Here is a 25,571-nt window from a genome sequence, read left to right on the forward strand (position 1 = left end):
ACTCGATGATAGCTAAGACTCGTGAACGAACCCTAAAGCTTGCGCGCGACACCCTCACTATTGAGGCTGCTGCACTGCAAACAATGCGTGATCGCCTAGAAGGTGTCAATGCTGACGCCCTTGTGCTGGCGGTTGAACTTTTGCATGGCTGCAAAGGCCGAATCGTGGTTTCCGGAATCGGCAAATCGGGCCATATTGCTCGCAAAATTGCTGCCACCTTTGCATCTACTGGCTCCCCCGCCTTTTTTGTGCACCCTGCCGAAGCCAGTCATGGTGACCTAGGTATGGTCACTAGAGATGATGTTTTTGTTGCGCTCTCTAATTCTGGTGAAACAGATGAGCTTCTCACTATCGTGCCTATTGTGAAACGTACTGGCGCCAAACTGATTGCGCTCACTGGTGCACCAAATTCTTCTCTTGCCAAATTGGCAGATGCCCATCTGGATACCAGCGTAGAAAAAGAAGCTTGTCCATTAAATCTCGCACCCACTACCAGCACTACTGCAGCAATAGCAATGGGTGATGCATTGGCTGTTGCATTACTTGACGCTAGAGGATTTAAAGCTGAAGACTTTATTCGCTCTCATCCTGGTGGCAGATTAGGTCGCAAACAACTCATGCACGTCAGCGAAGTAATGCGCAGCTTTGCAGACACTCCAAAGATTTCTATCGATGCATCACTACAAGATGCCTTGATAGAAATGACATCAAAACGCATGGGTATGGTGGTAATTCTAGATGCCAACAAAAAAGTGTTTGGCATATTGACCGATGGTGACTTACGTCGCCTCCTAGAAAAAACTACTAATCTAGATAGCATCAAACTCGAGAGCGCAACTACTGCTGATCCTCGCACTATCCCAGCGGAACTACTTGCTGAAGAAGCAATTGAGATGATGGAGAAACATCGCATCAATCATCTAGTGGTGACTGATGACAAAGGCCATTTATTAGGCGCCTTAAACCTGCATGATTTATTTGCAGCAAAAGTAATTTAATTTCATTAGCAATCGAGTCTCTCCTTTATGCCTAGCGCCTTTAATGCCCATAACACTAACCCTCTAACTCAATACCCACAAGCCTGGGAGCGCGCGGGTCAAGTGAAGCTCCTGGTTTTGGATGTTGATGGCGTACTCACCAATGGGCAAGTGTGGATTGGCGCTGATGGCAAAGAGTCTTTAAAAGCTTTTGATATTCAAGATGGATTAGGCATCAAATTATTGGAACAATGTGGCATTCCTACCGCCATCATTACCGGCAGAAATTCCAAAATGGTTTTAGCACGCTGTGAAGAGCTTGGTATCAAACATGTTCACATGGGTGTTGAAAATAAAGCTATCGTATTGGCAGAGGTCATAAAATCTTTAGGACTCACATCAGCAGATTGTGCTGTTATGGGTGACGACTGGCCAGATATGCAAATGATGAAACAGGCTGGTTTAAGAATTTGTCCAGCACAAGGTCATGAGGCTGTTAAAGAATTTGCTCACTTAGTTACTACCCGTAACGGGGGCAATAGCGCCGTTCGCGAAGTGTGCGATCTTATTCTCAAAGCGCAGAATCGCTACGAAGAATTGCTAGCAAAGGCCCGTAGCTAAGCAATGCAACTCAATCCCCAACAAATTAAGCTTGGCATTGGTCGCACGCTGTTGCGTCTGATGCCGTTGATTTTGATGGGCGCCCTTACCCTAGCCACTTTTTGGTTGGTACAAAAAAATACTCCTCCGGAAAAATCTCCTCTGGAGCGAGTACGACTCCATGAGCCCGACTACACCATTAAAGATGGCGCACTATCTGCACTAAATGAGTTAGGAAGCACTAAATACCGAATTCTGGGAGTCAAAGTGACTCACTATGATGACGACGCATCTATCGACATTCTTACGCCCCGTATGCGTTTGTTTCAAGCTGATAAGGCACCGGTAACAGTTAAGTCTGATACCGGACACCTTGATGGTGATCTCACCATTTTGGATTTATACGATAACGCCTCTATTTTTCGGCCAGCGCAAGAAGCTACTGCTACACAAGCTGCAACCTTAAGGATGCTAGCCAGCTCAAGCTATTTCAAAGTATTGATTAATGACGACATTATTGAGACCAATCGACCCGTTACTCTAGAACAAGGTATGTCGAACATGCACTCTACCGATGGCGGAGTCTTTAACAATGTTGAACAAAGTATGGTCCTCAGCGGTCAAGTCAAGGGACGCATTGAACGCGCACCACGGAGAAATCCATAATGCTCATCATTCATTGCTGGCAGACTCGTATCCTTTTTGCTTGCTTTGCATTAGGGCTATCTATGGTGAATCCAGTGTATGCAGAAAAAGCAGATCAAGATAAGCCTGTGATCCTGGAGGCAGAGAAAGTTTCTGTTAACGACGTTAAGCAAATTTATGATCTCAATGGTCAAGTCCTTCTCATCAAAGGTAGCATCATTGTTACTGGCGAAGATGGACACATTACAGTTGACCCTCAAGGCTATGAATTTGTCGACGTCATAGGCAACCCCAATAAAGTGGCAAGCTTCAGACAACGTCGCGAAGGACCTGCAGATGAATTTATGCAAGGCCGTGGCGCCCAAGTTACCTATGATGCGAAAACAGAGTTTTTAACCCTCACTGGCGACGCTAGTTTGAAACGCTTACTCAATATGCAAATAATCGATCAATTAAAAGGCTGGAAAATTGAGTACGATGATGTAAAGCAGTACTATCGAGTCATACCTCCTCAAGATGCAAAGCCAGAAGACCTACCATTAGCGAGAGCCATTCTTTCACCAAGACGAAAAGCAACATTAGAGAAATGACAGCGGATTTAACTCAAGCCAGTAATGCGCCCACACTCAGCGCCCATAACCTACAAAAACGTTATGGCTCAAGGACTGTGGTTCGAGATGTATCCGTTCAAGTGCGATGTGGAGAGGTAGTGGGTTTGTTAGGCCCCAATGGCGCGGGTAAAACAACTTCCTTTTACATGATTGTTGGCCTTGTTCCCCTTGATGGCGGAAATATTGTTTTAGATGGCGCCGATATTACGCACTTACCAATTCATGAGAGAGCCCGAATGGGTCTTTCTTATTTGCCGCAAGAGGCCTCTGTATTCAGAAAACTCAACGTAGCTGAAAATATCCAAGCTGTACTTGAGCTTCAAGTTCAAGGTGGCAAACCCCTCAGCAAAGCTGAGATTGCTAATCGCTTGGATGAGCTTTTAGGTGAACTCCAGATTAGCCATCTGCGCAACAATCAAGCTCTCTCGCTGTCTGGCGGCGAGCGTAGACGCGTTGAGATTGCAAGGGCCCTTGCTTCCCAGCCTAAATTTATTCTGCTAGATGAGCCATTTGCAGGCGTTGACCCTATTGCTGTTGGGGAAATTCAGAGGATCGTGCGCTTCTTACGAGACCGTCAAATTGGGGTTCTTATCACCGACCATAATGTCCGAGAAACCCTGGGTATCTGTGACCATGCTTACATCATCAGCGAAGGTAGTGTGTTGGCCGAAGGAAAACCAGATCAGATTATTCAAAACGATGCCGTCAGAAAAGTCTATCTGGGCGAAAACTTCCGGATGTAAGCCCAGCAAGGCTTCTCACCCTTTTAGCAATAAAAATCGCTCCACCCTCTTGGTTTTCAGCAAATTCGCTGATACGCTGGAGGCTCATGGTTTATTTTTCCAAAAAAAACAGCTCAAAAAATTTCAGGGGCCTGCTGCGCACCCCAGGCATCACCATGCGCACGCATCAATAGTATCTATACAAGGAGTTGCTAATGAATTTAAAAATTAATAGCCGTCATGTAGAAGTTACACCCGCAATGCGCTCACACCTTGAGGCGGGGCTAGCCAAAATTCGTAAGCACTTTGATCATGTGATTGATGCGTCTGCCTTCCTAATAGTAGACAAGGCTAAAGAAAAGGATCTTCGCCAAAGCGCCGAGATTACCATTCACCTTAAGGGGAAGGACTTGTTCGCTGAAGCACATAACGCCGACCTCTATCATGCGATGGATGCAGTGGTAGATAAACTGGAGCGTCAAGTTGTCAAACACAAAGAAAAGATCCAAGATCATCACCACGAAAAGCATTTTGAGTGATCTCTTGCGTCAGGACACCTATAATCAATTCACATGAATGCCCTGACCCATCTTTTTACTCCCGACTGCATTGCATTGGATATACCCGCTAAAAGTAGGGCCGATGCATTTGCAGCCGCTGGAGAGCTGTTTGCCAAACAAACTGGGATCGACAAAAATTCTGTAGTCGAATTCCTTAATGCACGTGAAGATTTAGGCTCTACTGCCCTTGGTGCTGGGGTAGCTATTCCCCATGGCAGAGTTAAAGGCTTAAAACAGCCAAGCGCTGCCTTTATGCGACTCCAAGGCCCAATTGAATTTGCGGCCCCCGACGGCGAACCGGTTTCAATCCTGATTTTCTTATTGGTGCCTGAAAAAGCCACTCAACAGCATTTAGAAATCTTGTCTTCAATTGCTCAACTACTTTCAGATGCGGATGCGCGTCAGACCTTATTATCTTCTGCAGATTCTTCAAAAGTTTGTGAACTCTTACAGCGCTGGGGTACAGCAAAATGACTCAGCCCTTGCTCCTAGATGGAGTAACTGCTCAGCAGATTTTTGATGACAATGTTTCAGACTTAAAACTCTCCTGGATTGGTGGTCTTGAGGGTGCTGATCGCACTTTTCCCCCTGAGGCTGTAAAAGCAGCTGCCGCTAGCTCAGACTTAGTAGGCCACTTAAACCTGATTCACCCTAGTCGTATTCAAATCTTTGGTGAGCAAGAAGTTGACTATCACGCCGCCCTAGAGCCGAAACAAAAGCAAGAACAAATTGCGAGTTTAATTTCTAAAACTCCGCCTTGCGTCATCGTAGCCGACGGCAAGAGCGCAGACCCTGATTTACAACTTTTCTGCCAGCGTTCTTCGACCCCTTTATTCACTACTGCAATCTCTGCTGCGGAAGTAATTGATCATTTACGAACCTACTTAACCAAGATTGGGGCGCCTCAAATCACGATGCATGGTGTCTTTATGGACATCTTGGGTCTGGGCGTCCTCCTCACTGGTGAATCTGGTCTTGGCAAGAGTGAATTGGGTCTTGAGTTGATCTCACGTGGGCACGGTCTGGTTGCAGATGATGCAGTTGATTTTGCACGGCTTGGGCCCGATTACATCGAGGGTCGCTGCCCTGTCATCTTGCGCAACTTACTTGAAGTTCGTGGACTGGGTTTATTGGATATTCGGACGATCTTTGGCGAAACAGCTGTTCGTCGTAAATTAAAACTTCGCCTAATTGTTCAGCTTGTCCGCAGAAATGATGGTGAATTTGAGCGCCTACCGCTTGAAGCCCAACACATCGATGTATTGGGCATTCCAATCCGTACAGTGAAAATTCAGGTTGCCGCAGGTCGCAACTTAGCCGTTCTAGTTGAGGCAGCAGTCCGAAATACAATTTTGCAATTGCGCGGCATTGACACGCTCAAGGAATTCATTGAGCGTCAACGTGTTCAGATGAATGCAGAGGCAGACGCCATTAAGTCGCAGGGTCGCTTACTTTAAGTTATGCAAATTAATCTGATTACCGGAATCTCAGGCTCAGGTAAATCAGTAGCCCTGAGGGCTTTTGAAGATGCAGGCTATGACTGCGTCGACAACCTTCCTGTTTCTCTTTTAGAAAATCTCATCTCCACTCTAGAAAAAGAGCGGTGTGAACAAGTTGCGGTTGCCATAGATGCCCGTCGCGGACAAGCCATTGCTGACCTGCCATCTATCCTTGAGAACTTACGCAAAAATCATCAGGTCCGGGTTGTGTTCTTAAATGCCGATACCAATACTTTGGTACAACGTTTTTCGGAAACACGGCGTCGCCACCCCCTATCAACTAATGCAAAGCAGTCCCAATCAGCAACGCTGATTGAGGCCATTGATAAAGAACGTAACCTACTAGAGCCCTTACGCGCCCAAGCGCACAGTATTGATACCAGCAACATTCCTGCTCATGCGCTGCGCTCTTGGATTCAGGATCTCCTCAAAGACAAGCCCGTTGGCTTGACTGTGGTGTTTGAATCTTTTGGCTTTAAAAAAGGCGTCCCAAGTGAGGCAGACCTCGTTTTTGATGTGCGCTGCCTACCCAACCCTCACTACGACAAGGCCCTAAGACCACTTACCGGGAATGACAAACCCGTTAAAGAGTTCTTAGAAACAATTCCGGAGGTAGTGAACATGGAAGCGGATATTACGCAATTCATTCACCGCTGGCTGCCACATTACATTGCCGATGGCCGCAGCTATCTAACAGTGGCTATTGGCTGTACTGGTGGCCAACATCGCTCGGTTTATTTAGTCAATCGTCTAAGCGAATACTTTCGCGGCCAAAAAGACTATAGCAACTTACAGCTTAATTTTTTAGATCGTCACCGCGAACTAGACTCAATCCCTGTAGCAAAACCTTAACCGGTTGCGGTAGGCCGTAGCGGCCTAACTGATTTAAGGCCACCCACTTTAGATCTGGATTTACAAGCGGCAATTCCTTTGGACAACTTGCTTGCCAAATATGCATCCATAAACGTCTATGGGTAAAGACGTGCTTAATTTCATTTACCTTTTGTAAAGACCTACAAGTCTTTACAAGGGTCAAAGTCTTTTCTTGAGGCAAAGCGGCTTGAAATAATTCCTGCGCGCTTAAATCAGCATCGTTAGCACCCGGCACCCTAGGCTTCCAGAGTGATTCAGGCAAAGACCAGAGGCCACCCCAAATCGCTTTGCTGGGGCGCTTATGCAGCAGAACTGTATTACCTGAACGGATCAGCAACATATTGCAGTCGAATTCAGGAGATTTCGTTTTCTTAGTTTTTTGCGGAAGCAGAAGTACTTGATCACTCAAATTAGCCTGGCAGTCTTTTACAAATGGGCACTTTTTTTCAGAGCCCAAACAAACTGGCTTGCGTGATGTGCACCAGGTTGCACCAAAATCCATCAAGGCTTGCGTATATACCGGCATATCAACAGATTTTTTTGGCAGCAAATCTATTGCTAGATTCCAAAGTTGGTCATTCACGGCCTTATCTTGAATGCTGCCCTCAACCGCAAATAAACGTGCCAAGATGCGCTTAACATTAGCATCCAAAATGGGTGCACGCTCATGAAATGCAAAGGCAGCAACAGCACCCGCAGTAGACCGACCTATACCTTTTAATTGCTCTAGCAAAGCAGGATCACTTGGAAACTTCCCGGCAAATTCTGTCACTACTTGCTTTGCACATGTATGCAGATTTCTAGCGCGAGAGTAGTAGCCCAAGCCCGCCCACTCTGCTAAGACTTCATCAATATCCGCAGTGGCTAATTTTTTAACCGTTGGAAAGCGCTTCATAAACCGCGGGTAGCGCTCAAGCACTGTAGCAACTTGTGTTTGTTGCAGCATGATTTCAGATACCCAGACCGCGTACGGATCTCGATTGCCTTGCCAAGGCAAGCCAGAGCGCCCGCTGACCCCATGCCAAGCAATTAACTTTTGCGCAAAGGTATCAATTAGCGTTTTTGACATTGCGGACAAAAGTAAGTGGAGCGCTGGCCCTGCACTATCTGGCTGATGGGTGTCTTGCATACCTTGCATGGCAGCCCCTTGCGATCATAGACTTTGGTTTGAACCATGAAATGTCCTGGGTCGCCATCACTATTCACAAAATCTTTTAGCGAGCTACCGCCGGCATCAATGGCTTTTTTCAGTATTAATCTGACAGCCGTTGCAAGACGAGAACATTGTGGTCGAGTTAATTTTCCTGCTGCCTTGGCTGGATGAATACCCGCCTCAAATAAGCTTTCAGAGCAATAAATATTGCCGACACCGACAACTGCTTGGCCCGCCAATAGAAATTGTTTAACTGCAACACTACGCTTACGCGAAGATTGATACAAAATCTCTGCACCCAACTCTCCAGAAAACTCTGGAGAAAACGGTTCTACCCCCAGCTTTTGCAAAAGCGCAAATTTTTCAATGGGGCCCTTAGATTTGGGATGCCACAAAACAGCGCCAAATTTTCTGGGATCATGCAATCGCAAACTCAACTTACCAAATTCCAGTGTTACTCGATCATGGGTCTTAAGAGAGTCTGAACTTGGAAGTACCCGCAAGGTTCCCGTCATCCCTAAGTGAATGAGTAAGTAACCGGTATCCATTTCCAATAGGAGGTACTTGCCGCGACGCTCTATGGTGCTGACCTTTTGCCCAGGCAAGGATTTGCTCAGACTGACCGGGACAGGCCAACGCAAGCGCCCATCGATGATTTTGACGGCGGTGACTTTGCGTCCCTCAAGATGGGGCGCAATTCCTAATCGTGTGACCTCTACTTCTGGAAGTTCTGGCATAAATGGATTGTAGATTCGCGGATTAGAATGTGCTTATGAGTAAATTTGTACTAAAACCTCTAATACAGGGTTTATTCCTGGCGGCCTTGACTGGAGCCATATCACACGCCCACGCGCAACCACAGGCAAATGGATTACAAACGGGTGAAGCAATCTTTGAGGTGCTTGCCTCTGAAATTGCCCTCCAACGTGGCGAGGCTGGCTTGGCCTACAACACCTATTTAGAGATGGCGCGCCAATACAAAGATCCTAGGCTAGCCCAAAGGGCCATGGAAATAGCCATTGCAGGTGGCTCGCCAGAATTAGCCATGCAAGCCGCCAAGACTTGGGATGAGCTATCTCCGGCCTCAGATTCAAAACCGAAAGAAGTCTTAGTGACCCTGTTGATTCTGAGCAATCGCTGGTCTGATGCAATTAAGCCAGCCATCGCCTTACTACGACAACAAACTCCGGCACAGCAAGAAAATACTCTTTTGCAATTACAGGCGTTGCTTGCTAAGGCCAAAGATGAATCAGATGCGCTGCGTGCGTTTTACGAAATCGCGTCCACCGTCAAAATTACACCCAAAGATCCTGGCTTGCTATACACCTATGCAATGTCTGCCGAAAAAGTCGGCCGCATCGATGTCATGGAAAAAACCTTGCGCGATATTTTGCGCAAATACCCAAATGATGTGAACTCTTTAAATGCTCTCGGCTACTCCCTGGCCGATCGAAATGTACAGTTGCCAGAAGCCTTTGCATTAATCAGTAAAGCGCATCAACTATCACCAAAAGACAGTTTCATTTTGGATAGCTTAGGTTGGGTGAATTTTCGTCTTGGAAAAAACGCTCTCGCCTTAGAGCAACTTCAACAAGCATTTGCCATGAAACCAGAAGCAGATATCGCTGCCCATATTGGAGAGGTTTTGTGGGTCATGAATCGCCAGAACGAAGCAGAAGCAATCTGGCGACAAGGCCAGAAGTTGGATGCCAATAATCCAACTCTCAAGGAAACACTCAAGCGCTTTAAGCCCGATTGGACCAGAGATGATCAGACAGCTAAGGGCTCTTGGGATGGTCGCTTTGCAGTCAAAGTCATTGGCTTAACTGAGTCGCAAAACCAAGGTGGCTCAGGCGGATTTACCTTAACTCAGGAAGCGTTAAAAGATGTACTAGAAATACGCAATCCCATGGGTGGATCAATTGCAAAAATTACCATCACGCCAGGTGAAGCAACATTAGAGAGTGATGGCAAGGTAGTAACAGCAATAGACGCTGACACCTTAGTTCAAAATACTTTGGGACTACCTCTACCAGCAAGAGGTCTATCCAACTGGTTAAGAGGCGAAGTACGTGCCGGTAGTGAAGCGAGTGTTGATAGAAATGCTAAGGGACAAGTGAACAAAATTAGTCAGGATGGCTGGGACTTAGTCTACACATGGAGCAACACCGGTCGCCTAGAGAAGCTGACCATGACACGCAGCTCGAATATTGGTTCGATTGATATTCGTCTTGTGTTTGACCGGCCAAATGATTAAGTAAGACAAACATAGTGAGTCTTGATTCTTTATCTCTTCGCTCGCCAGCTAAGCTCAATCTTTTTTTGCACATTGTTGGACGCAGAGAAGATGGCTATCACCTCCTTCAATCCGTCTTTCAACTCATCGACTGGTGTGACACACTGCACTTAAAACGTATTCCTGAAAATGAAGTACGCCGAGTAAACCCCATTCCCGGAGTGCTGCCCGAACAAGATTTAGTAGTGCGCGCTGCAAACTTGTTGAAAGACTTTTGCAAGCTTGCAGCTGGAGTTGAAATTGATCTGCAAAAAGAAATTCCGATGGGCGCGGGAATGGGTGGCGGATCCTCTGATGCAGCAAGCACATTGGTTGGCCTCAATGCCCTTTGGAATCTCAATCTCTCTACAGAAACTCTTTGCAACTTGGGGTTAAAGCTAGGGGCTGATGTCCCATTCTTTATTTTTGGCAAAAATGCCTTTGTTGAAGGTGTTGGGGAGAAAATTCAGGAAATTTCCCTTGAAACACCTCATTTTCTGGTCATCTTTCCAAATAAGGGGATTGCAACTGCTAGTATTTTTCAAGACCCGGAATTGACCCGAGATCACGCTCAGATTACAATTGATGGCTTTCTTGCATCGCCATTGTTGTTTCAATCAAATGATTGTCAGGCTGTAGCGATGCGGATTTGCCCAGAAGTGAAGCAAGCTTTGGATTGGATTACCCAGGCAGTACCGGGCTCTCAGCCCCGTATGTCCGGATCTGGAAGTAGCGTTTTTGTAGTCTTAGACCCTAAGACTGACATCGCAAAACTAGAAAATCTGCTTCAAAATCTTCCTAAAGGGTGGGTAGGTCGGGTTGTTCGGGGGCTAAATAAAAATCCCGCTTACAATTTGATTTCTTCAGATTGACCTGTAGGGGAATCGCCAAGCTGGTTAAGGCACTGGATTTTGATTCCAGCATGCGAAGGTTCGAATCCTTCTTCCCCTGCCAAAGACTGTAGAAACGACAAAGAAAACCTTTTGACCCCACAAAACCCTTAAGACTATGTCCTCCATAAACGCAGATTTATTGACTCTTTTCACAGGCAACGCAAATCCCGTTTTGGCTGAGGCTGTAGCCAAAGAACTCAATCTTCCGATGGGAAAAGCCTTTGTTGGCCGCTTCTCTGATGGAGAGATCCAAGTAGAAATTCAAGAAAACGTTCGCGGCAAAAATGTCGTAGTGATCCAATCAACCTGTGCACCTACAAATGACAGCTTGATGGAGCTCATGATCATGATTGATGCCCTGAAACGAGCATCTGCAAGCCGTATAACCGCAGTGATTCCTTACTTCGGCTATGCCCGTCAGGATCGCCGCCCCCGTTCAGCGCGTGTTGCGATCTCTGCACGTATCGTGGCTAACATGCTCCAGTCTGTTGCCGGCATTGAGCGTGTTTTAACAATGGACTTGCATGCCGACCAGATTCAAGGCTTTTTTGATATCCCAGTAGACAACATCTACGCATCTCCAGTCCTATTGGCTGACCTACAGGCCCAAAAGACCCAGAAAGATCTCATCATTGTGTCTCCAGACATTGGCGGCGTAGTACGCGCCCGCGCAATGGCTAAGCAATTAGGCACAGATTTGGCGATTATTGATAAACGCCGCCCTAAGGCGAACGTATCCGAAGTAATGCACCTAATCGGCGAAGTAGAAGGCCGCCACTGCGTCATCATGGACGACATCATTGATACCGGTGGAACCCTCTGTAAAGCCGCTGAAGCGCTTAAAGAGCGTGGTGCCAAGGGCGTTACCGCCTACTGTACTCACGCCGTGCTCTCAGGCGGTGCTGTGGCCCGTATTGCAGCTTCTGAGCTAGATGAATTGGTTGTTACTGACACCATTCCCCTCACTCCTGAGGCCATGAAAGTATCAAAAATTCGCCAATTAAGTGTTGCCCCCATCCTCGCTGAAACCCTTTCCCGCATCAGTAAAGGTGATTCAGTGATGTCGATGTTTGCCGAATAAGCCAAAAATCACCGTTTTACCCCGGTTTTTGGCAGTTTTAAGCCTTTTGTAGGCAAAAACGTCCTTTCCCACGATATAATCGAAGGCTTTTCTGTTTGGTCGCGAACGGAAATTAACCTTAACTAGGGATTTTAATATGAAAGTTGTAGCCTTTGAAAGAAGCGTACAGGGAACGGGTGCGAGCCGCCGTCTGCGCAATTCCGGAAAAACTCCAGGAATCGTTTACGGTAGTAAAGATCCAGCCTTGGTCATTGAGTTAGACCACAACGCGTTGTTCCATGCTCTCCGTAAAGAAGCATTTCACTCATCCATTTTGGATTTGGAAATTGGTGGCAAGACACAGAAAGTGTTGTTGCGCGATTACCAAATGCATCCATTTAAGCCATTGGTATTGCACATTGACTTCCAGCGCGTATCCGCGACTGAGAAAGTTCATATGCGCGTTCCATTGCACTTCACAAATGCTGACACTTCAGCTGCTGTGAAATTGCAAGGTGCTGTTATCAGCCACATCATGACTGAGCTCGAAGTTTCTTGCTTACCAGCAGACTTGCCAGAGTTCATCGAAGTGGACTTGGCGAAGATTGAAGTTGGTCACGGTATTCATGCTAAAGACATCGCATTGCCAAAAGGCGTTACCTTGGTATTGCATGTTGAGCAAGAGAACCCAGTGCTTGCTAACGCACGTATCCCAGCAGTTAAAGCTGCTGAGCCTACCGATGCGCCTGCTGCACCAGCTGCTGCAGCTCCTGCTGCTGAAGCACCAAAGGATAAAGCTTAATTCACTAGCTAAATCACTTGTAATAGAAGGCCTGCGCAAGCGGGCCTTTTTTATTGCCCTAAGTTTTCATTCTTTTTTGGCGAAATACTTTTATATCTTTAAACTCTCAACATGACTAAATTAATTGTTGGCTTAGGCAACCCTGGAGATGAGCATGAAGAAGATCGGCATAACGCTGGCTTCTGGTTTGTCGATGCCTTAGCAAAACAATTGGGCGTTCGTTTTGAATCAGAGAAACGCTTTCATGGAAAAGTGGCAAAAGCAAAATGGGAAGGCGAAGACCTCTTTCTACTAAAGCCGAGCACTTACATGAATCTGAGTGGTCAGTCTGTTGGCGCACTATGTCGTTTTCATAAAATGACGCCTGTAGATATTTTGGTGGTTCAAGACGAGCTGGATCTCAAACCTGGAACTGCACGCTTAAAACTAGGCGGCGGTACAGGCGGTCATAACGGCTTAAAAGATATTCAGGCGCATTTAAGTACCCCAAATTATTGGCGCTTACGTCTGGGCATTGGTCACCCTAGAGATGTAGCAGGCGATGGCCGCCCTATGGACGTTGCAGATTATGTATTGCGCAGACCGCAATTAGCCGAGCAAAAACTTATCGATGCCAGCATTGAAAACGGCTTACAAATTTTGTCACTCTTTTTGAAGGGCGATACCCAAACCGCCATGATGGAGCTGCACTCGAAGGGCTGACCCTATAAGCCGCCCAGTTAGGCTGGGTTAGCTTTCTTGTTGGCAGTTAATAGCTTGAACTTCACCATCAACTGCTCTTGAGATTCAACAACCTCAGGATTAAACGGAATACAGTCTACGGGGCAAACTTGGCGGCACTGAGGTGCATCGTAATGCCCCACACATTCAGTGCACTTATTAGGGTCTATTTCGTAAATCTCCAGACCCATGTAAATCGCGTCATTTGGGCATTCAGGCTCACACACATCACAGTTGATGCATTCGTCCGTAATCATTAAAGCCATGATTTACTCGCCAAATTTCATTTGATCATTCTTTATTCTGAGCACCAGAAGCAATTTTTTGAACAAGCCATTTTTCCACTGATGGGAAAACAAACTTGCTCACATCACCACCCATCGAAGCAATTTCACGCACGAAGGTACCGGAGATGAATTGATATTGATCGGATGGAGTTAAAAACAAAGTTTCAACATCAGGTAATAAATAGCGGTTCATGCCTGCCATTTGGAACTCGTACTCGAAATCGGATACTGCGCGCAAACCACGCACAATCACGCGCGCATTATGCTCACGCGCAAAATCTTTCAACAGACCAGTAAAGCCCACAACCTTGACATTGGGGTAGTGGCCGAGAACTTCCTTGGCAATATCAATGCGCTCTTGCAACGTAAAGAATGGGCGCTTGCTACGGCTATCAGCCACACCCACAATGAGCTCTGTGAAAATACTAGATGCGCGACGCACCAAGTCCTCGTGACCACGAGTAAATGGATCAAATGTTCCAGGGTATACGGCAACAGTCATAATATTCCTAAGGCTTTATCAGCTACAGGCAAGAGTTTAGCCTCTTCCACCTCTAAATAGACAAGCTTTTACCTGTCCAGCCTCTAAGTATTTTCCACAATGCCAGTCTGGTAGGAGGGCTTCTATCTCCTCACGTGGACGACTAGACGGAAATTCGACATAAATGCCACCTCCAGAAGCGTCATCACAGACCCTTCCAGCTTCAATGACTGCGCGATCCAATAAGCTCGAATCTTGAAATGGTGGATCAATAAAAATGAGATTGCTGGAACAATCCGCTTGTTGCTTTAAAAACTCCAAGCTATCTCGTTGCAGAATTTCTACAACCCCGGTCGCGGGAGATGACTGCAATAAAGCAAAGTTACTGTTTAAATTTGCATGGGCCTTCTTATCCTTCTCCAGCAAGATCACTAATTGGGCTCCTCTGGAGGCAGCCTCAAAACCCAAAGCGCCAGTACCGGCAAAAAGATCTAAGCAACGTAAGCCCGATAAATCCTGACCCAACCAATTAAATAGGGTCTCTCGGATTCGGTCCGTTGTGGGACGCAGGCCCGGCAAATCTAAAACCGTTAGCAAACGACTTCTCCAGTTGCCCCCAATGATTCGAACCTTCTTGGGTGGTTCAGTCTTCAGAGGCTTATTCGCATTATTGGTCTTATTTATTTTTTGCTCCCAATACAACTATCTTCATGCGATCCATTGCTAGATACTTTTGGAATGCAGCTTTGACTTGCTCCAATGTCACTGCGTCAACTTGCTTGGTCCAAACATCCATAGTGTCGAGAGGCAAATCATTCCAGGCAATAGAAGAAACGTTATCTAATAATTTGCGATTGTTATCAATGCGCAGCGGGTAACCATTGATTAGGTTTGATTTAGCGGCCTCGAGTTCCGATGGTGTAGGGCCATCCGCAATAAATTGAGCGATCGTTGTGCTCATCACATCTAAGGCTAGCGTGGCTTGATCATTCTTGGTTTGTAGGCCAGCTTGAAAAATACCATTTTCTTTTCCAGGGGCAAAGTAACTAAATACGCTATAAGCCAAGCCACGTTTCTCGCGCACTTCAGACATTAGGCGAGATACAAAACCGCCACCACCCAAGATGTAGTTACCAACAAGCAATGGGAAGTAATCTGGATTGTTGCGCGCCACAGCCGTCATTCCCATGGCAATATGAGCCTGCTGGGAATCAAACGGAATTTGAATCTCCCGTTGGGCCAATGCTTCAATTGGGGAACGCTGGAGATCAGGCAACTTCGCAATCGGTTGACCTGACTGAGGAATCTGCTTTAACAAGGCCTGAACGATTTCATTTGCCTGTGCACGGTCTACATCGCCAACAATACTCACGATCATACGATCGCCACGGTAAAACTGTTTATGAAATTGTTTGAGATCATTTACGCTTACAGCACTAACTGACTGTACCGATGGTGAGTCTGCTAAAGGATAGTTTCCATAAACTGACTTTTTAAAACGTCGCTCTAAAACAAATTCTGGCTTTGTTTCAGCTTCGCGCAAACTCGTGATTGTTCTTTGCTTCTCACGCTCAACTATTTTTGGATCATAGGTTGGTGCACTCAACATGGCTGCAGCTAATTGCACCGCCCTGTCGCGCAAGTCTTTTCTACTGAGGCTGCGAATACGCAGGATTGCCCTTTCACCCCCTACCGATAAACCAATATTGGCACCTAAATCGGCAATTTCATCGGCAATTTGAGCTTCTGTTAATGGACCCTTATCGCCCCTAGCGCCATAATTCATAAGGCCTGCAACCATGTCAGCCACGCCGCTTTTACCAGAAGGGTCATAGCGGTCACCTGCATCAATACTGACCTCAATATCGACCATAGGCAACGCTTTGGTCTGGACTAAATAAGCTTGGGCGCCCTTAAAGGAATCCAATTTCTCAATCGGCAGTATTGCGTAAGCATTGCTCAGCAAACCAAAACTCATTAGACAAGCTGAAATTATTCTGAAGAAGGTATTCATCATTTACCCTCCTTATCAGCAGTTTTACGAGTCTGTGGATCCAAAACAGCAATCGTCAAACCCTCATCAACCAAATATTTTTTTGCAACTGCTTGGACTTGTTCTGGAGTAATGGTCTGCATTTTCTCCAACATATAGTTAATGTCTTTCCAAGAAAATCCCGCCATCTCGGTAGAGCCGATTTCCATTGCCTGACCAAAAATGGAATCACGCTTATAAATTTGGTCTGACAAAATACGCACCTTAATTCTTTTGAGCTCAGACTCTAATATTCCTTTTTGCTTTACCTCTTCAAGCGCCTTCCGAATACTTGCCTGAGCCTGCTCAACCATCTTACCTTTGGCCATCGTTGCGCCAATTAAAAATAACTCTGGTCCGCGAGAGATCATGTCGTAACCCACACCAACATCATTCACCACTTTTTCTTGCTTAACGAGAGTACGATTTAGACGGGCATTGTCATAACCATCCAGAACAGCTGTCAGCAGCTCTAATGCATATGGCTCAACATCATCAAGCTTCCCAGGCTCAAGGCGAGGCACCTTCCAGGCCATAGCTAGTTGAGCGTTATCCGCCGGCGCTTTTACCTGAACCTGCTTAACCCCTTTTTGAGGCGGCTCAATTTGAGGTTTACGAACTGGCAATTCATGAGCAGCAGCAGCTCCGTAATATTTCTCCACCATGGCCAGAACTTGTTTTGCATCCACATCACCAGCCACTACCACGGTTGCATTGTTTGGCGCGTACCAGCTGCGATACCAATCTCGTGCATCTACTGGCTTCATATTTTGTAAATCATTCATCCAACCAATCACAGGATGACGATATGGAGAGCTCATGTAAGCAGTTGCCATCAGCGATTCATTGAGCAAACTGCTTGGGTTATCCTCAGTGCGCAAGCGGCGCTCTTCCATGACAACTTGAATTTCTTTTAAAAACTCTGCGTCATCAAAATTCAAATTAGACATACGATCAGCCTCAAGCTTGATCACGTTTTCTAGCTTTGATTTTTCAACTTGCTGAAAATATGCGGTGTAGTCACGGGAAGTAAAGGCATTTTCGCGCCCACCTACAGCCGCTACTAAACGTGAAAACTCTCCAGACTTCACCTTATGGGTGCCTTTAAACATCATGTGCTCTAGAACGTGAGCAACGCCGGTCTTGCCATTGACCTCATCCATCGAGCCAGCGCGATACCAGACCATATGAGCAACCGTTGGCGCGCGATGGTCTTCTCTGACGATCAATTTCAGGCCATTATTTAGCTGATATTCATACGTATCAGTAGGTTGAGCACCAGCAGCCCAACCAATTTGAGTAAATAAGATGAATGCAAAGGAAATTCGAAGTAAATTGGAAAGCATCTGCTAAATCACCATACCCCAAGAATTAAATTGATAAGATGCATGTTTTAAATTGTATCGATTATGTTCGGCTTACGTAAAACCCTCGGATCCCTTTTCAAATCAAGCAAGATTGATGAATCTTGGTTTGATACTTTGGAAGAATCACTCATACAAAGTGATGTGGGCCTTCCTACGACCGAACAACTCATTAGCAAACTTCGTAAAGCGGCAAAATCGGAGAAGGCCTCCAGCCCCGAAGAGTTACAAGCGCTCCTCATTCAAGAAGTGAGTTCACTACTCACCGCTATTGAGCCTTCACCAAATCCACTCTTTACTAGTGACAAGCCTAACACTCCAGAGGTATGGTTAGTTGTAGGGGTAAATGGTGCCGGCAAGACTACAACCATTGGCAAACTCTGCCGACTCTTTCAGTCCCAAGGTAAATCAGTTCTGCTCGCTGCTGGCGATACCTTCAGGGCTGCTGCACGCAACCAGCTTCAAGAGTGGGGTGGGCGCAATCAAGTGGATGTTATTACCCAAGAAGGTGGTGATGCTGCTGCTGTTGCGCATGATGCGATTCATGCTGCCATCTCTCGCAAGAATGACATCCTCATTATTGATACCGCAGGTCGTCTGGCAACCCAGGACAATCTGATGGAAGAACTCAAGAAAGTGAAACGCGTCATTGGCAAAGCTCTCCCTGGAGCACCACACCACACACTGCTCGTTTTAGACGGCAATACTGGGCAGAATGGTTTAAGTCAGGTAAAGGCATTTCATGCGGCCCTGGGACTGACCGGAATCATTGTGACCAAGCTCGATGGCACCGCCAAAGGCGGCGTGATCTGTGCTCTTGCCCACACCCTGCAAGAAGTTCCAAAACCCGCTGTCCTAGCCCTAGGCAAAGGTGAGGGAATTGATGATTTAGCCCCCTTTACGGCAGGGCAATATTCTTCCGAATTATTCAATTAAATCAGTAACTTATAGTGATATAAAACGATTAGCACTCTCTTGACAAGAGTGCTAAAATAGAACTCTATTAACACCTCATATTTATAAAAAAAATGGTTCAAAAGAAATCTGACAAACCGAATTTGCAAACGCTGCCAGTCGCGCAGACTGCGGCGGCGTCTGCATTTCCAATGCTGCCAACTCTTGGGGTTGGCACTCTCGATTCATACATTGCGTACGTTAATCGCGTACCGATGCTCAGTGCTGCGGAAGAGTTACATCTTGCGCAGGAATTTCGTCGCACAGAAAATGTTGATGCTGCTAAAACTTTAGTGCTGTCACATTTGCGTTTAGTGGTTTCTGTTGCTCGCCAATATCTTGGCTATGGCATTCCACACGCAGACCTAATTCAAGAAGGCAATATTGGCTTGATGAAAGCTGTGAAACGTTACGATCCAAGTAATGGTGCACGCCTGGTCTCTTATGCGATTCATTGGATCAAAGCAGAAATTCACGAGTACATTCTCAAGAATTGGCGCTTAGTTAAAACAGCAACCACTAAAGCACAACGCAAATTGTTTTTTAACTTGCGTAGCAATAAACCCACCTTAAGTGCACTCACTCCAAGTGAAGTGGAGGCGCTAGCTAAAGCACTTGACGTCAAAGGTTCTGACGTTAAAGAAATGGAAATGCGTCTTGCTGGTGGAGATATTGCGCTTGAGAGTGATGATGGCGATGATGATGCTGCCTACGCCCCAATTCAATGGCTAGCAGACAACTCGCAAGAGCCTACCGCTCGTATTGCCAGCGCTGAAGCGGATGCCTTGCAGGGTCCTAAATTAGATCAAGCACTGATGGCTTTAGATGAGCGCAGTCGCAATATTGTGCAATCTCGTTGGTTAGCGATGGATACCGAAGGCAATGGCACCAAGACATTGCATGATCTTGCGGATGAATACGGCATCTCCGCAGAGCGTGTTCGCCAAATCGAAACTGCAGCGCTCAAAAAGATGCGTGGATTACTCCAGGCAGCCTAAATAAAAAGGGTTCGATTAAGAACCCTTTTTAGTTTCTTACTTCAGAAGTTCTTTCAAATCATGCGCCAAGGTCTCAGGACCTTGTGCGTGTTTGATATATAAACGTAAGCGACCATCTGGATCAAACGCATAACTACCTGCTGTGTGATCCATGGTGTACGAGCCTGGCTTTGTACCCGGCACCTTCTTGTAATAAATCTTGAAGTCCTTGGTGACCTTATCTAATGCAGCTTCATCCGCTGGACGCAAGCCTAAGAAACGTGGATCAAATGCAGGAACGTACTGCTTCAAAATCTCTGCTGTATCTCGCTCTGGATCCACCGTCACAAAAAGCACTTGAACCTTATCTGACTGGGGTCCCAGCAGAGTCATGACTTGCTGCATTTCGGTCAAGGTTGTTGGGCAAACATCAGGACATTGCGTATAGCCAAAAAACATCACTACGACCTTGCCCTTGAAGTCGGCCAAGGTTCTTACCTTGCCATCTGGATCCAGCAAACTAAAGTCTTTACCAAATGCGGTGCTGCCGGTGATATCAATGTTTTTGAACTCTGGCTTTGGGCTACAAGCAATTAACACAAAACACAGAATTGCCAGAAAGCAAACTCTTAGAAAATTCATATGGATCTCAGAGGAAATAGTGGTCTATTAAAAGCGCTGCAAATAGTAGCGATAAATAGGTAATAGAAAAGCGGAATGTTTTCTTAGCCAAAGCATCGCTATAAGAAATAAATAGCGCAACGACATAAGCCAGGAACATCAAACCCAAAATGATGGCAGATATTAAATACACCATACCGCTCATGCCATAGATATAAGGCAGCATCGTAGCGGCAATCAGAATCAAGGTATAGAGCACGATATTGAGAAGCGTGAAACGCTCTCCATGTGTGACTGGCAACATTGGTAAACCAGACTGCACATAGTCATCACGGCGATATAAAGCTAATGCCCAGAAATGTGGGGGCGTCCATACAAAGATGATGAGAACCAAAAGCCAAGCTTCTGCTGAAAGGGTATTGGTCACCGCCGCCCAGCCCAATGCAGGCGGCATTGCACCTGACAAGCCGCCAATCACAATATTTTGCGGTGTAGCGGGCTTGAGCAACCAGGTATAAATCACTGCATAGCCAACGAAAGTGGCAAGTGTTAGCCACATCGTCAAAGGGTTGCAGAAGGTCCATAAAATAACCATTCCGAGCGAACCCAAAATGATGGAAAAAATAATGATATGAAATGGCGTTACTTCGCCAGTAGCAGATGGACGCCATGACGTGCGCTTCATCTTGGCATCAACAGCTTGCTCAATTAAACAATTCACTGCAAATGCTGCTCCAGCTAAAAGCCAGATGCCAACAATGCCGCCGATAAGAACTGGATAAGGCACCATCCCAGGTGTTGCTAAGAACATGCCGATAACAGCGCAAAATACGGCGAGCTGAGTCACTCTAGGTTTAGTTAGAACCCAATATTGACGCCAACGTGGCATAGCCACTGATGCGTTTATTTTAGAGTCACTCATATTTATGCCATCTTCTTTTGAATGAAAGGCTTCCAAGAGGCCCAATAACTCATTCTGACTAAACAGAATACCAAAGCAGCAGAGCCAGCGGTATGCAATAGAGCGGCTAATAAAGGCCACTGAAATATCACATTAGAAACACCAGTCACGATCTGCAGCAGAAGCACAACCAGTAACAGCTTGGCCACCAAACCCAGACCAGATAAAACTGGGGTTGCCAACTGCAGTGCTTTAAAGCCTAAAGTGCCCAGTACCACCAACACCAGCACCGCAAATAGACGATGTGCCCAATGAATGGTTTGCAATGCCACTGGAGAAATAAATTCACCTTGGGCATTTAAGCCCAATTGGCGCCAAAGGGTGAAGCCTTCACTCCAATTCGTCTCAGGCCATGCACTTCCCAAGCAAGTCGGAAAATCTGGACAGGCTAAAACTGCGTAGTTAGTGCTCACCCAGGCGCCCAAGAAAACCTGGATAAAGAGAACTACAAAAGAAAGAGTGAGAAGCTGCGCTGAAAGTGGTCGAATACGAAGAACGCGAACTGCAGAAAGTTTTTCTTCCCAAGATTGTTGTGCATACAAAGTTAAGCAGGACAATAAAACTAAAGCCAACATCAAATGAATGGTGACAATAATGGGTTGTAACTTGAGGGTCACAGTCCAAGCACCAAAAGCGCCTTGCACGCAAACTAATACAAGTAAACCGAGGCTGCCCAGTAAAGGATTTTTTCCTAAAGACTTGAGCTTAGTAAAGGCGATTCCTACTTGTACCAAAATGAGTGCGCCTACAGTCATTGCTAAATAACGATGAATCATCTCGATCCAAGCTTTGATAACCGTCACAGGACCGGTAGGCATAGCGCTCTCGGCCTGCTGAATCTCGCTCAGCGCATGAAATGGATTGGAGGTGCCATAACATCCAGGCCAGTCAGGACAGCCTAAGCCTGAGTCAGTGAGACGTGTAAACGCACCAAACACAATCAGATCAAAAGTCATAAAGACCAATACCCAATTGAGTTTTTGAAAAAAACTATAGCCCGGCTTTCTCCAAAGATAAAGCAGCGGCAGGCCCGCAAAAATAATTGCGATAGCAGCTAACTCTAAAAATAAAATCAAGTTTGGCATTACAAATTCTCGCCCTTATGATTTAACTTCAGGAGCTTTTCTAGGTCCTTCTTCATGCCAGCGAACTCTTTAGGAGAGTTCGTTACTGGGAAATACATCATCTTTGCGGGACTTGGGTCTACCAACTGAATCTGCTGACCCGCACCCTCTTTATTTAGCCATGCCTCAAAGTCAGAACGAAGTTTAGGATCCGACGGAAGAGAAACAATTTTGAAGCCCGCAGCTTTTTCGTCATACGCTTTAATGACTTCTGGATCAACAGGCTGACCATCTGTATTAACCCACAAGAGCTGTAGGCGACCACCCTCTCTCCCCATGGCAACCTTTACTTGACGCATCAAAAATAAGGCTTCAATACATTTTTCATCCTTTACCTTGCATTCGCCAGCAGGGCGAGCAATTAAAAGACTCCATTTACCTTGTGTAGGCGTATCAAGCCATGCTGTATTGAATTCTTGAGCTGGATAAATAAGAGTACCTAAATTGGTTTTACCGCCTGTAGGCTTAATCACGTAATACGTAAAATAGGATGCGATTACTGGAGAGGCGCAAGCTAGCAATAGCAATAGCATCTGAATGCGGCCACGACGGGTGCGCGCATTAATAGCAGCCGAATCTACCTGTGATGCCGGAATTAACAACTCTTTATCACTCACCCTTGATCCCCTCGTGCCCATGACCAAAACCCTGACGTTTATATTGCCGCAAACCTGTAGCTAACCAAAATACGAAACCAGCAAAAGCTAAAGCAAACCACTGGAATGCATAAGCATAATGGCGATCGACTCCACTTGTCAGAGGCGCCCATTCACGCAGCAAACCATCACCCGAGCCGACTTCAACTTCACGCAAAATAAATGAGGCTTGCGTCCAATGATGCAACTTACCTTCAGACACCAAGTCAAAATTTTGCTCAATCCTAGGCTTACTAGGATCAATAACATTCTTACCGCTACCTAACTCATAAACCTTACCAGGCTGCGCAAAAACGATGCCTTCTACATTGACTATCCGATTTGGCGTTTGTACTGGCGGCAAAGTCTCACGATTTTCATTGTTTCGTGGCGCCCAACCCCTATTAACCCAAAGAATCTCATCCTTGCCCTCTAGCCTTAAAGGCATCATCAGATAGAAACCCGATTGCGCAGTAGTGCTGCCGGCAGGAGGAACTGGTCTAGGCCGGTTATCCAGCCAAATAGCGGCCTCAGGAATGTATTGACCTCTTGCAATCATACGGCGCTCACGAGCCTCCTCAAGGGTCCAAGGGCCTGCGTTAGCACTCAAGATAGGCATTTGCTGGCGCGCCAGTAAATTTGCCGCTAAGGCAATTTTGGTATCCGCTCTACTCAGCTGCCAAATACCTGCCCCACAGCCAATCGCAATCACGATTAAGGCTGATACAGTAGCAACTATGCGCTTTGTAATGAGAGCAGTAAAAAGACTATTCAAGAGATTTAATAATAAGGATTTGTGATGAAGTGGATTATTCCAATTGTCCTACTAATGATTGTTTTTAGCTTAGGATCGGCTTTGTATTACATGATGAAAGATAGGGGCAATAGCTCACGCATGGTCCACTCACTCATGCTGCGTATCGGACTATCTATCGCACTGTTTGCCGGAATTCTACTGGCCCACTACTTTGGACTCATTGAGGCCACTGGAATTAAAGTAGGCACCAATTAAACGGCACCTCTCTTTGAGGGCTTAAAAACAAATCGGGGCTTTAGGCCCCGATTTTTATTGGATTACATCCAGTAAACAGCGATGTACAGGCCGAGCCAGACTACGTCAACGAAGTGCCAGTACCAAGCGGCACCTTCAAATGCAAAGTGATGCTGAGAAGTAAAGTCGCCACGAATCATACGACGCAAGACAATCGCCAACATCGTGCCACCAAGGAATACGTGGAAGCCATGGAAGCCGGTCAACATGAAGAATGTAGAGCCATAAATGCCTGAAGTTAGCTTCAAGTTCAACTCATGATAGGCATGGTAGTACTCGTAAACTTGGAAGCCCAAGAAGACAATACCCAAACCAACAGTTGCAGCCAAGCCAACGATGGCTTTCTTCATATGGTTTTCTACTAGCGCATGGTGAGCGATAGTAATCGTTACACCAGAGCTCAAGAGCAACAATGTATTGATTGTTGGAATAGGCCAAGGGCCCATGGTGGTGAATTTCTCAACCAAACCAGCAGGACCATCATTTGGCCAAACAGCCTGGAAATTAGGCCAAAGCAATTTGCTTTCCACATCACCCATCCAAGGCATCGCAATATTGCGCGCATAGAACAAGGCGGCAAAGAATGCGCCGAAGAACATGATTTCAGAGAAGATGAACCAAGCCATTGACCAGCGATAGGAGATGTCAACGTTGACACCGTTCTTGCCAGCATTGGATTCTGCAATCGTGTCACCGAACCAGTTATAGAGAACATAAAGAACAAACGCGACGCCCGCGAGGGTCAAAGGTCCGCCCCAAGAGGCATGATTTACCCATCCAGAAATACCAAAGCCAAAAGCAATTAAGCCAAAAGCGGCCATTGCTGGATGTCTAGATAGTCCAGGGACGAAATAGTATGGGGTTGAATTGGATGACATCTTATTCTCTCTATTCAATCAAAAAATAATCAATGGGACACAACTGCTTTCACTATCAACAGGAGAACGCCCATAAAAATCAAGGCGCCAATAACTCCTGCAATGATAATGTGCACAAAACTCAATGAAGCAACATCTTCCTGCAAACCAGACTTCTTACGCACCCCCAAAAAGCCCCACATCACGGCTTTCATAGACTGCATAAAACTACTTTTCTTTTTCATGAAGCCAACCTTGATTTAGGGGCTGGCGGCGTACCACCTAAACCCAACTCAAAGAAGGTATATGACAAAGTAATTGTTTTTACATCATCCGGTAAACCTGCATCGATCACAAATACTACCGGCATCTTTTTTGTTTCTTTTGCTGCTAGCGTTTGCTCCTGAAAGCAAAAGCACTCTAATTTCGTAAAAAACTCCGTTGCGCTTTTAGGCGCATAACTCGGTATTGCTTGAGCGCGTACAGGGCGATTTTGATTGTTGGTTACTTCATAAACAATCTCAGTCAGTTCACCAGGATGCACCTCTAAAAAATTCTTAACTGGTTTGAAGGTAAACGGGCCACGGCTATTCGAATCAAACTCAATGGTTACTGTACGAGCATAGTTAACTTGGGTATTGCCAACCTTGTTAGGACTGAAGGCTCTGACACCATAATCATTCTTGCTTGTTACTACGTTAATTCCAGTGACCTCACACAAGGCTTTGTACATCGGAACCAACGCATATCCAAAACCAAACATCATTACTGCCGCAATTAAGAGCTTTAATAAAATTTGGCGATTGAGTGATTGAGTCGTAACCATGTCTATCAAGG

32 protein-coding genes and 1 tRNA gene are annotated in these 25,571 nt (G+C 46.0%); 18 read left to right on the plus strand and 15 right to left on the minus strand.

Annotation, left to right across the window (positions count from 1 at the left end):
- Positions 1 to 5 precede the first annotated feature (5 nt).
- From ICN19_RS07450 to rapZ, 9 genes are all read left to right on the plus strand, one after another.
- Positions 6 to 998: an SIS domain-containing protein gene (locus tag ICN19_RS07450; protein ID WP_216246665.1), complete on the plus strand. Its 993-nt coding sequence runs from the start codon at positions 6 to 8 to the stop codon at positions 996 to 998.
- Positions 999 to 1,025: 27 nt separating this feature from the next.
- Complete coding sequence (locus ICN19_RS07455; protein ID WP_216246668.1) at positions 1,026 to 1,598, plus strand: HAD family hydrolase; 573 nt, start codon at positions 1,026 to 1,028, stop codon at positions 1,596 to 1,598.
- A 3-nt stretch (positions 1,599 to 1,601) separates the two neighbouring features.
- Positions 1,602 to 2,243: an LPS export ABC transporter periplasmic protein LptC gene (gene lptC, locus ICN19_RS07460; RefSeq protein WP_216246671.1), complete on the plus strand. Its 642-nt coding sequence runs from the start codon at positions 1,602 to 1,604 to the stop codon at positions 2,241 to 2,243.
- Positions 2,243 to 2,812, plus strand: a complete 570-nt coding sequence (gene lptA / locus ICN19_RS07465) for a lipopolysaccharide transport periplasmic protein LptA (protein WP_216246678.1) — start codon at positions 2,243 to 2,245, stop codon at positions 2,810 to 2,812. Before lptC ends, lptA begins: the two co-directional genes overlap by 1 nt.
- A complete protein-coding gene (lptB, locus tag ICN19_RS07470) occupies positions 2,809 to 3,576 on the plus strand; it encodes an LPS export ABC transporter ATP-binding protein (protein ID WP_216246679.1) in 768 nt (255 codons plus the stop codon). Before lptA ends, lptB begins: the two co-directional genes overlap by 4 nt.
- A gap of 194 nt (positions 3,577 to 3,770) precedes the next feature.
- Positions 3,771 to 4,094, plus strand: coding sequence for a ribosome hibernation-promoting factor, HPF/YfiA family (gene hpf, locus ICN19_RS07475; RefSeq protein WP_068319625.1), 324 nt, complete (start codon positions 3,771 to 3,773; stop codon positions 4,092 to 4,094).
- A gap of 33 nt (positions 4,095 to 4,127) precedes the next feature.
- On the plus strand, positions 4,128 to 4,589 hold the full coding sequence (locus ICN19_RS07480; RefSeq protein ID WP_216246680.1) for a PTS sugar transporter subunit IIA: 462 nt from the start codon (positions 4,128 to 4,130) through the stop codon (positions 4,587 to 4,589).
- 8 nt (positions 4,590 to 4,597) lie between these two features.
- Positions 4,598 to 5,572, plus strand: coding sequence for an HPr(Ser) kinase/phosphatase (gene hprK / locus ICN19_RS07485; protein WP_216246925.1), 975 nt, complete (start codon positions 4,598 to 4,600; stop codon positions 5,570 to 5,572).
- Between the two features lie 3 nt (positions 5,573 to 5,575).
- Positions 5,576 to 6,466: an RNase adapter RapZ gene (gene rapZ, locus ICN19_RS07490; protein ID WP_216246682.1), complete on the plus strand. Its 891-nt coding sequence runs from the start codon at positions 5,576 to 5,578 to the stop codon at positions 6,464 to 6,466.
- Here the strand turns inward: rapZ and mutY are convergent.
- Both mutY and mutM read right to left on the minus strand, forming a co-directional pair.
- Positions 6,411 to 7,556, minus strand: a complete 1,146-nt coding sequence (gene mutY, locus ICN19_RS07495; RefSeq protein ID WP_216246684.1) for an A/G-specific adenine glycosylase — start codon at positions 7,554 to 7,556, stop codon at positions 6,411 to 6,413. The two genes, rapZ and mutY, sit on opposite strands and share 56 nt — an antisense overlap.
- Positions 7,541 to 8,377, minus strand: a complete 837-nt coding sequence (gene mutM, locus ICN19_RS07500; protein ID WP_216246686.1) for a bifunctional DNA-formamidopyrimidine glycosylase/DNA-(apurinic or apyrimidinic site) lyase — start codon at positions 8,375 to 8,377, stop codon at positions 7,541 to 7,543. Before mutM ends, mutY begins: the two co-directional genes overlap by 16 nt.
- A 35-nt stretch (positions 8,378 to 8,412) precedes the next feature.
- Here mutM and ICN19_RS07505 point away from each other — a divergent pair, with 35 nt between their 5' ends.
- The 6 genes from ICN19_RS07505 (at position 8,413) to pth (ending at position 13,372) form a co-directional block, all read left to right on the plus strand.
- Positions 8,413 to 9,897, plus strand: coding sequence for a lipoprotein insertase outer membrane protein LolB (locus tag ICN19_RS07505; RefSeq protein WP_216246688.1), 1,485 nt, complete (start codon positions 8,413 to 8,415; stop codon positions 9,895 to 9,897).
- 14 nt (positions 9,898 to 9,911) lie between these two features.
- Positions 9,912 to 10,787 carry a 4-(cytidine 5'-diphospho)-2-C-methyl-D-erythritol kinase gene (gene ispE, locus ICN19_RS07510; protein WP_216246690.1) on the plus strand — a complete coding sequence of 292 codons (876 nt, stop codon included), beginning with the start codon at positions 9,912 to 9,914 and terminating at the stop codon, positions 10,785 to 10,787.
- A gap of 5 nt (positions 10,788 to 10,792) precedes the next feature.
- Positions 10,793 to 10,869, plus strand: a tRNA-Gln gene (locus ICN19_RS07515).
- A gap of 54 nt (positions 10,870 to 10,923) precedes the next feature.
- Positions 10,924 to 11,889 carry a ribose-phosphate pyrophosphokinase gene (locus ICN19_RS07520; protein WP_216859958.1) on the plus strand — a complete coding sequence of 322 codons (966 nt, stop codon included), beginning with the start codon at positions 10,924 to 10,926 and terminating at the stop codon, positions 11,887 to 11,889.
- 136 nt (positions 11,890 to 12,025) lie between these two features.
- Positions 12,026 to 12,670, plus strand: coding sequence for a 50S ribosomal protein L25/general stress protein Ctc (locus ICN19_RS07525; protein ID WP_215400430.1), 645 nt, complete (start codon positions 12,026 to 12,028; stop codon positions 12,668 to 12,670).
- 111 nt (positions 12,671 to 12,781) lie between these two features.
- A complete protein-coding gene (gene pth / locus ICN19_RS07530) occupies positions 12,782 to 13,372 on the plus strand; it encodes an aminoacyl-tRNA hydrolase (RefSeq protein ID WP_216246692.1) in 591 nt (196 codons plus the stop codon).
- A gap of 17 nt (positions 13,373 to 13,389) precedes the next feature.
- Here pth and ICN19_RS07535 read toward each other — a convergent pair whose 3' ends face one another.
- Genes ICN19_RS07535 through ICN19_RS07555 form a run of 5 tightly spaced genes read right to left on the minus strand, consistent with a single transcriptional unit; the run spans position 13,390 to position 17,536 of the window.
- Positions 13,390 to 13,656: a YfhL family 4Fe-4S dicluster ferredoxin gene (locus tag ICN19_RS07535; RefSeq protein WP_216212800.1), complete on the minus strand. Its 267-nt coding sequence runs from the start codon at positions 13,654 to 13,656 to the stop codon at positions 13,390 to 13,392.
- 25 nt (positions 13,657 to 13,681) lie between these two features.
- The gene (coaD, locus tag ICN19_RS07540; protein WP_216212804.1) at positions 13,682 to 14,179 is read right to left on the minus strand and encodes a pantetheine-phosphate adenylyltransferase; all 498 of its coding nucleotides are present in this window, start codon (positions 14,177 to 14,179) and stop codon (positions 13,682 to 13,684) included.
- Positions 14,180 to 14,215: 36 nt separating this feature from the next.
- Positions 14,216 to 14,860, minus strand: a complete 645-nt coding sequence (gene rsmD, locus ICN19_RS07545) for a 16S rRNA (guanine(966)-N(2))-methyltransferase RsmD (protein WP_255536964.1) — start codon at positions 14,858 to 14,860, stop codon at positions 14,216 to 14,218.
- A complete protein-coding gene (locus ICN19_RS07550) occupies positions 14,835 to 16,175 on the minus strand; it encodes a pitrilysin family protein (protein WP_255536965.1) in 1,341 nt (446 codons plus the stop codon). The genes rsmD and ICN19_RS07550 overlap by 26 nt, the downstream gene beginning before the upstream one ends.
- Positions 16,172 to 17,536 (minus strand): pitrilysin family protein, encoded by a 1,365-nt coding sequence (locus ICN19_RS07555; RefSeq protein ID WP_216246695.1) that lies wholly within the window; start codon positions 17,534 to 17,536, stop codon positions 16,172 to 16,174. The genes ICN19_RS07550 and ICN19_RS07555 overlap by 4 nt, the downstream gene beginning before the upstream one ends.
- 63 nt (positions 17,537 to 17,599) lie before the next feature.
- Between ICN19_RS07555 and ftsY the strand changes: the two genes are divergently transcribed.
- Positions 17,600 to 18,490: a signal recognition particle-docking protein FtsY gene (gene ftsY / locus ICN19_RS07560; protein ID WP_216246697.1), complete on the plus strand. Its 891-nt coding sequence runs from the start codon at positions 17,600 to 17,602 to the stop codon at positions 18,488 to 18,490.
- A gap of 92 nt (positions 18,491 to 18,582) precedes the next feature.
- Positions 18,583 to 19,506, plus strand: coding sequence for an RNA polymerase sigma factor RpoH (gene rpoH, locus ICN19_RS07565; protein ID WP_216246699.1), 924 nt, complete (start codon positions 18,583 to 18,585; stop codon positions 19,504 to 19,506).
- Positions 19,507 to 19,542: 36 nt separating this feature from the next.
- On the opposite strand, the gene ICN19_RS07570 is transcribed toward rpoH, so the two are convergent.
- From ICN19_RS07570 to ICN19_RS07590, 5 genes are read right to left on the minus strand one after another with little or no spacing between them, the layout of a single operon-like run.
- Positions 19,543 to 20,127, minus strand: a complete 585-nt coding sequence (locus ICN19_RS07570) for an SCO family protein (RefSeq protein ID WP_216246702.1) — start codon at positions 20,125 to 20,127, stop codon at positions 19,543 to 19,545.
- A gap of 7 nt (positions 20,128 to 20,134) precedes the next feature.
- Complete coding sequence (cyoE, locus tag ICN19_RS07575; protein ID WP_216246703.1) at positions 20,135 to 21,028, minus strand: heme o synthase; 894 nt, start codon at positions 21,026 to 21,028, stop codon at positions 20,135 to 20,137.
- Positions 21,029 to 21,030: 2 nt separating this feature from the next.
- Positions 21,031 to 22,152, minus strand: coding sequence for a heme A synthase (locus ICN19_RS07580; protein ID WP_216246704.1), 1,122 nt, complete (start codon positions 22,150 to 22,152; stop codon positions 21,031 to 21,033).
- On the minus strand, positions 22,152 to 22,808 hold the full coding sequence (locus ICN19_RS07585; protein ID WP_216246705.1) for a hypothetical protein: 657 nt from the start codon (positions 22,806 to 22,808) through the stop codon (positions 22,152 to 22,154). Before ICN19_RS07585 ends, ICN19_RS07580 begins: the two co-directional genes overlap by 1 nt.
- Positions 22,801 to 23,601 (minus strand): SURF1 family protein, encoded by an 801-nt coding sequence (locus tag ICN19_RS07590; RefSeq protein ID WP_216860653.1) that lies wholly within the window; start codon positions 23,599 to 23,601, stop codon positions 22,801 to 22,803. Before ICN19_RS07590 ends, ICN19_RS07585 begins: the two co-directional genes overlap by 8 nt.
- Positions 23,602 to 23,625: 24 nt before the next feature.
- Between ICN19_RS07590 and ICN19_RS07595 the strand changes: the two genes are divergently transcribed.
- Positions 23,626 to 23,838, plus strand: a complete 213-nt coding sequence (locus tag ICN19_RS07595) for a twin transmembrane helix small protein (RefSeq protein WP_215348025.1) — start codon at positions 23,626 to 23,628, stop codon at positions 23,836 to 23,838.
- Between the two features lie 62 nt (positions 23,839 to 23,900).
- Here ICN19_RS07595 and ICN19_RS07600 read toward each other — a convergent pair whose 3' ends face one another.
- Genes ICN19_RS07600 through ICN19_RS07610 form a run of 3 tightly spaced genes read right to left on the minus strand, consistent with a single transcriptional unit; the run spans position 23,901 to position 25,560 of the window.
- On the minus strand, positions 23,901 to 24,755 hold the full coding sequence (locus ICN19_RS07600; RefSeq protein WP_216246706.1) for a cytochrome c oxidase subunit 3: 855 nt from the start codon (positions 24,753 to 24,755) through the stop codon (positions 23,901 to 23,903).
- A 29-nt stretch (positions 24,756 to 24,784) separates the two neighbouring features.
- Complete coding sequence (locus ICN19_RS07605; RefSeq protein WP_215400442.1) at positions 24,785 to 24,979, minus strand: DUF2970 domain-containing protein; 195 nt, start codon at positions 24,977 to 24,979, stop codon at positions 24,785 to 24,787.
- Positions 24,976 to 25,560, minus strand: coding sequence for a cytochrome c oxidase assembly protein (locus ICN19_RS07610; protein WP_216246707.1), 585 nt, complete (start codon positions 25,558 to 25,560; stop codon positions 24,976 to 24,978). The genes ICN19_RS07605 and ICN19_RS07610 overlap by 4 nt, the downstream gene beginning before the upstream one ends.
- Positions 25,561 to 25,571 lie beyond the last annotated feature (11 nt).

The sequence above is a fragment of the Polynucleobacter sp. AP-Capit-er-40B-B4 genome (assembly GCF_018882245.1).
Classification (GTDB): Bacteria; Pseudomonadota; Gammaproteobacteria; order Burkholderiales; family Burkholderiaceae; genus Polynucleobacter.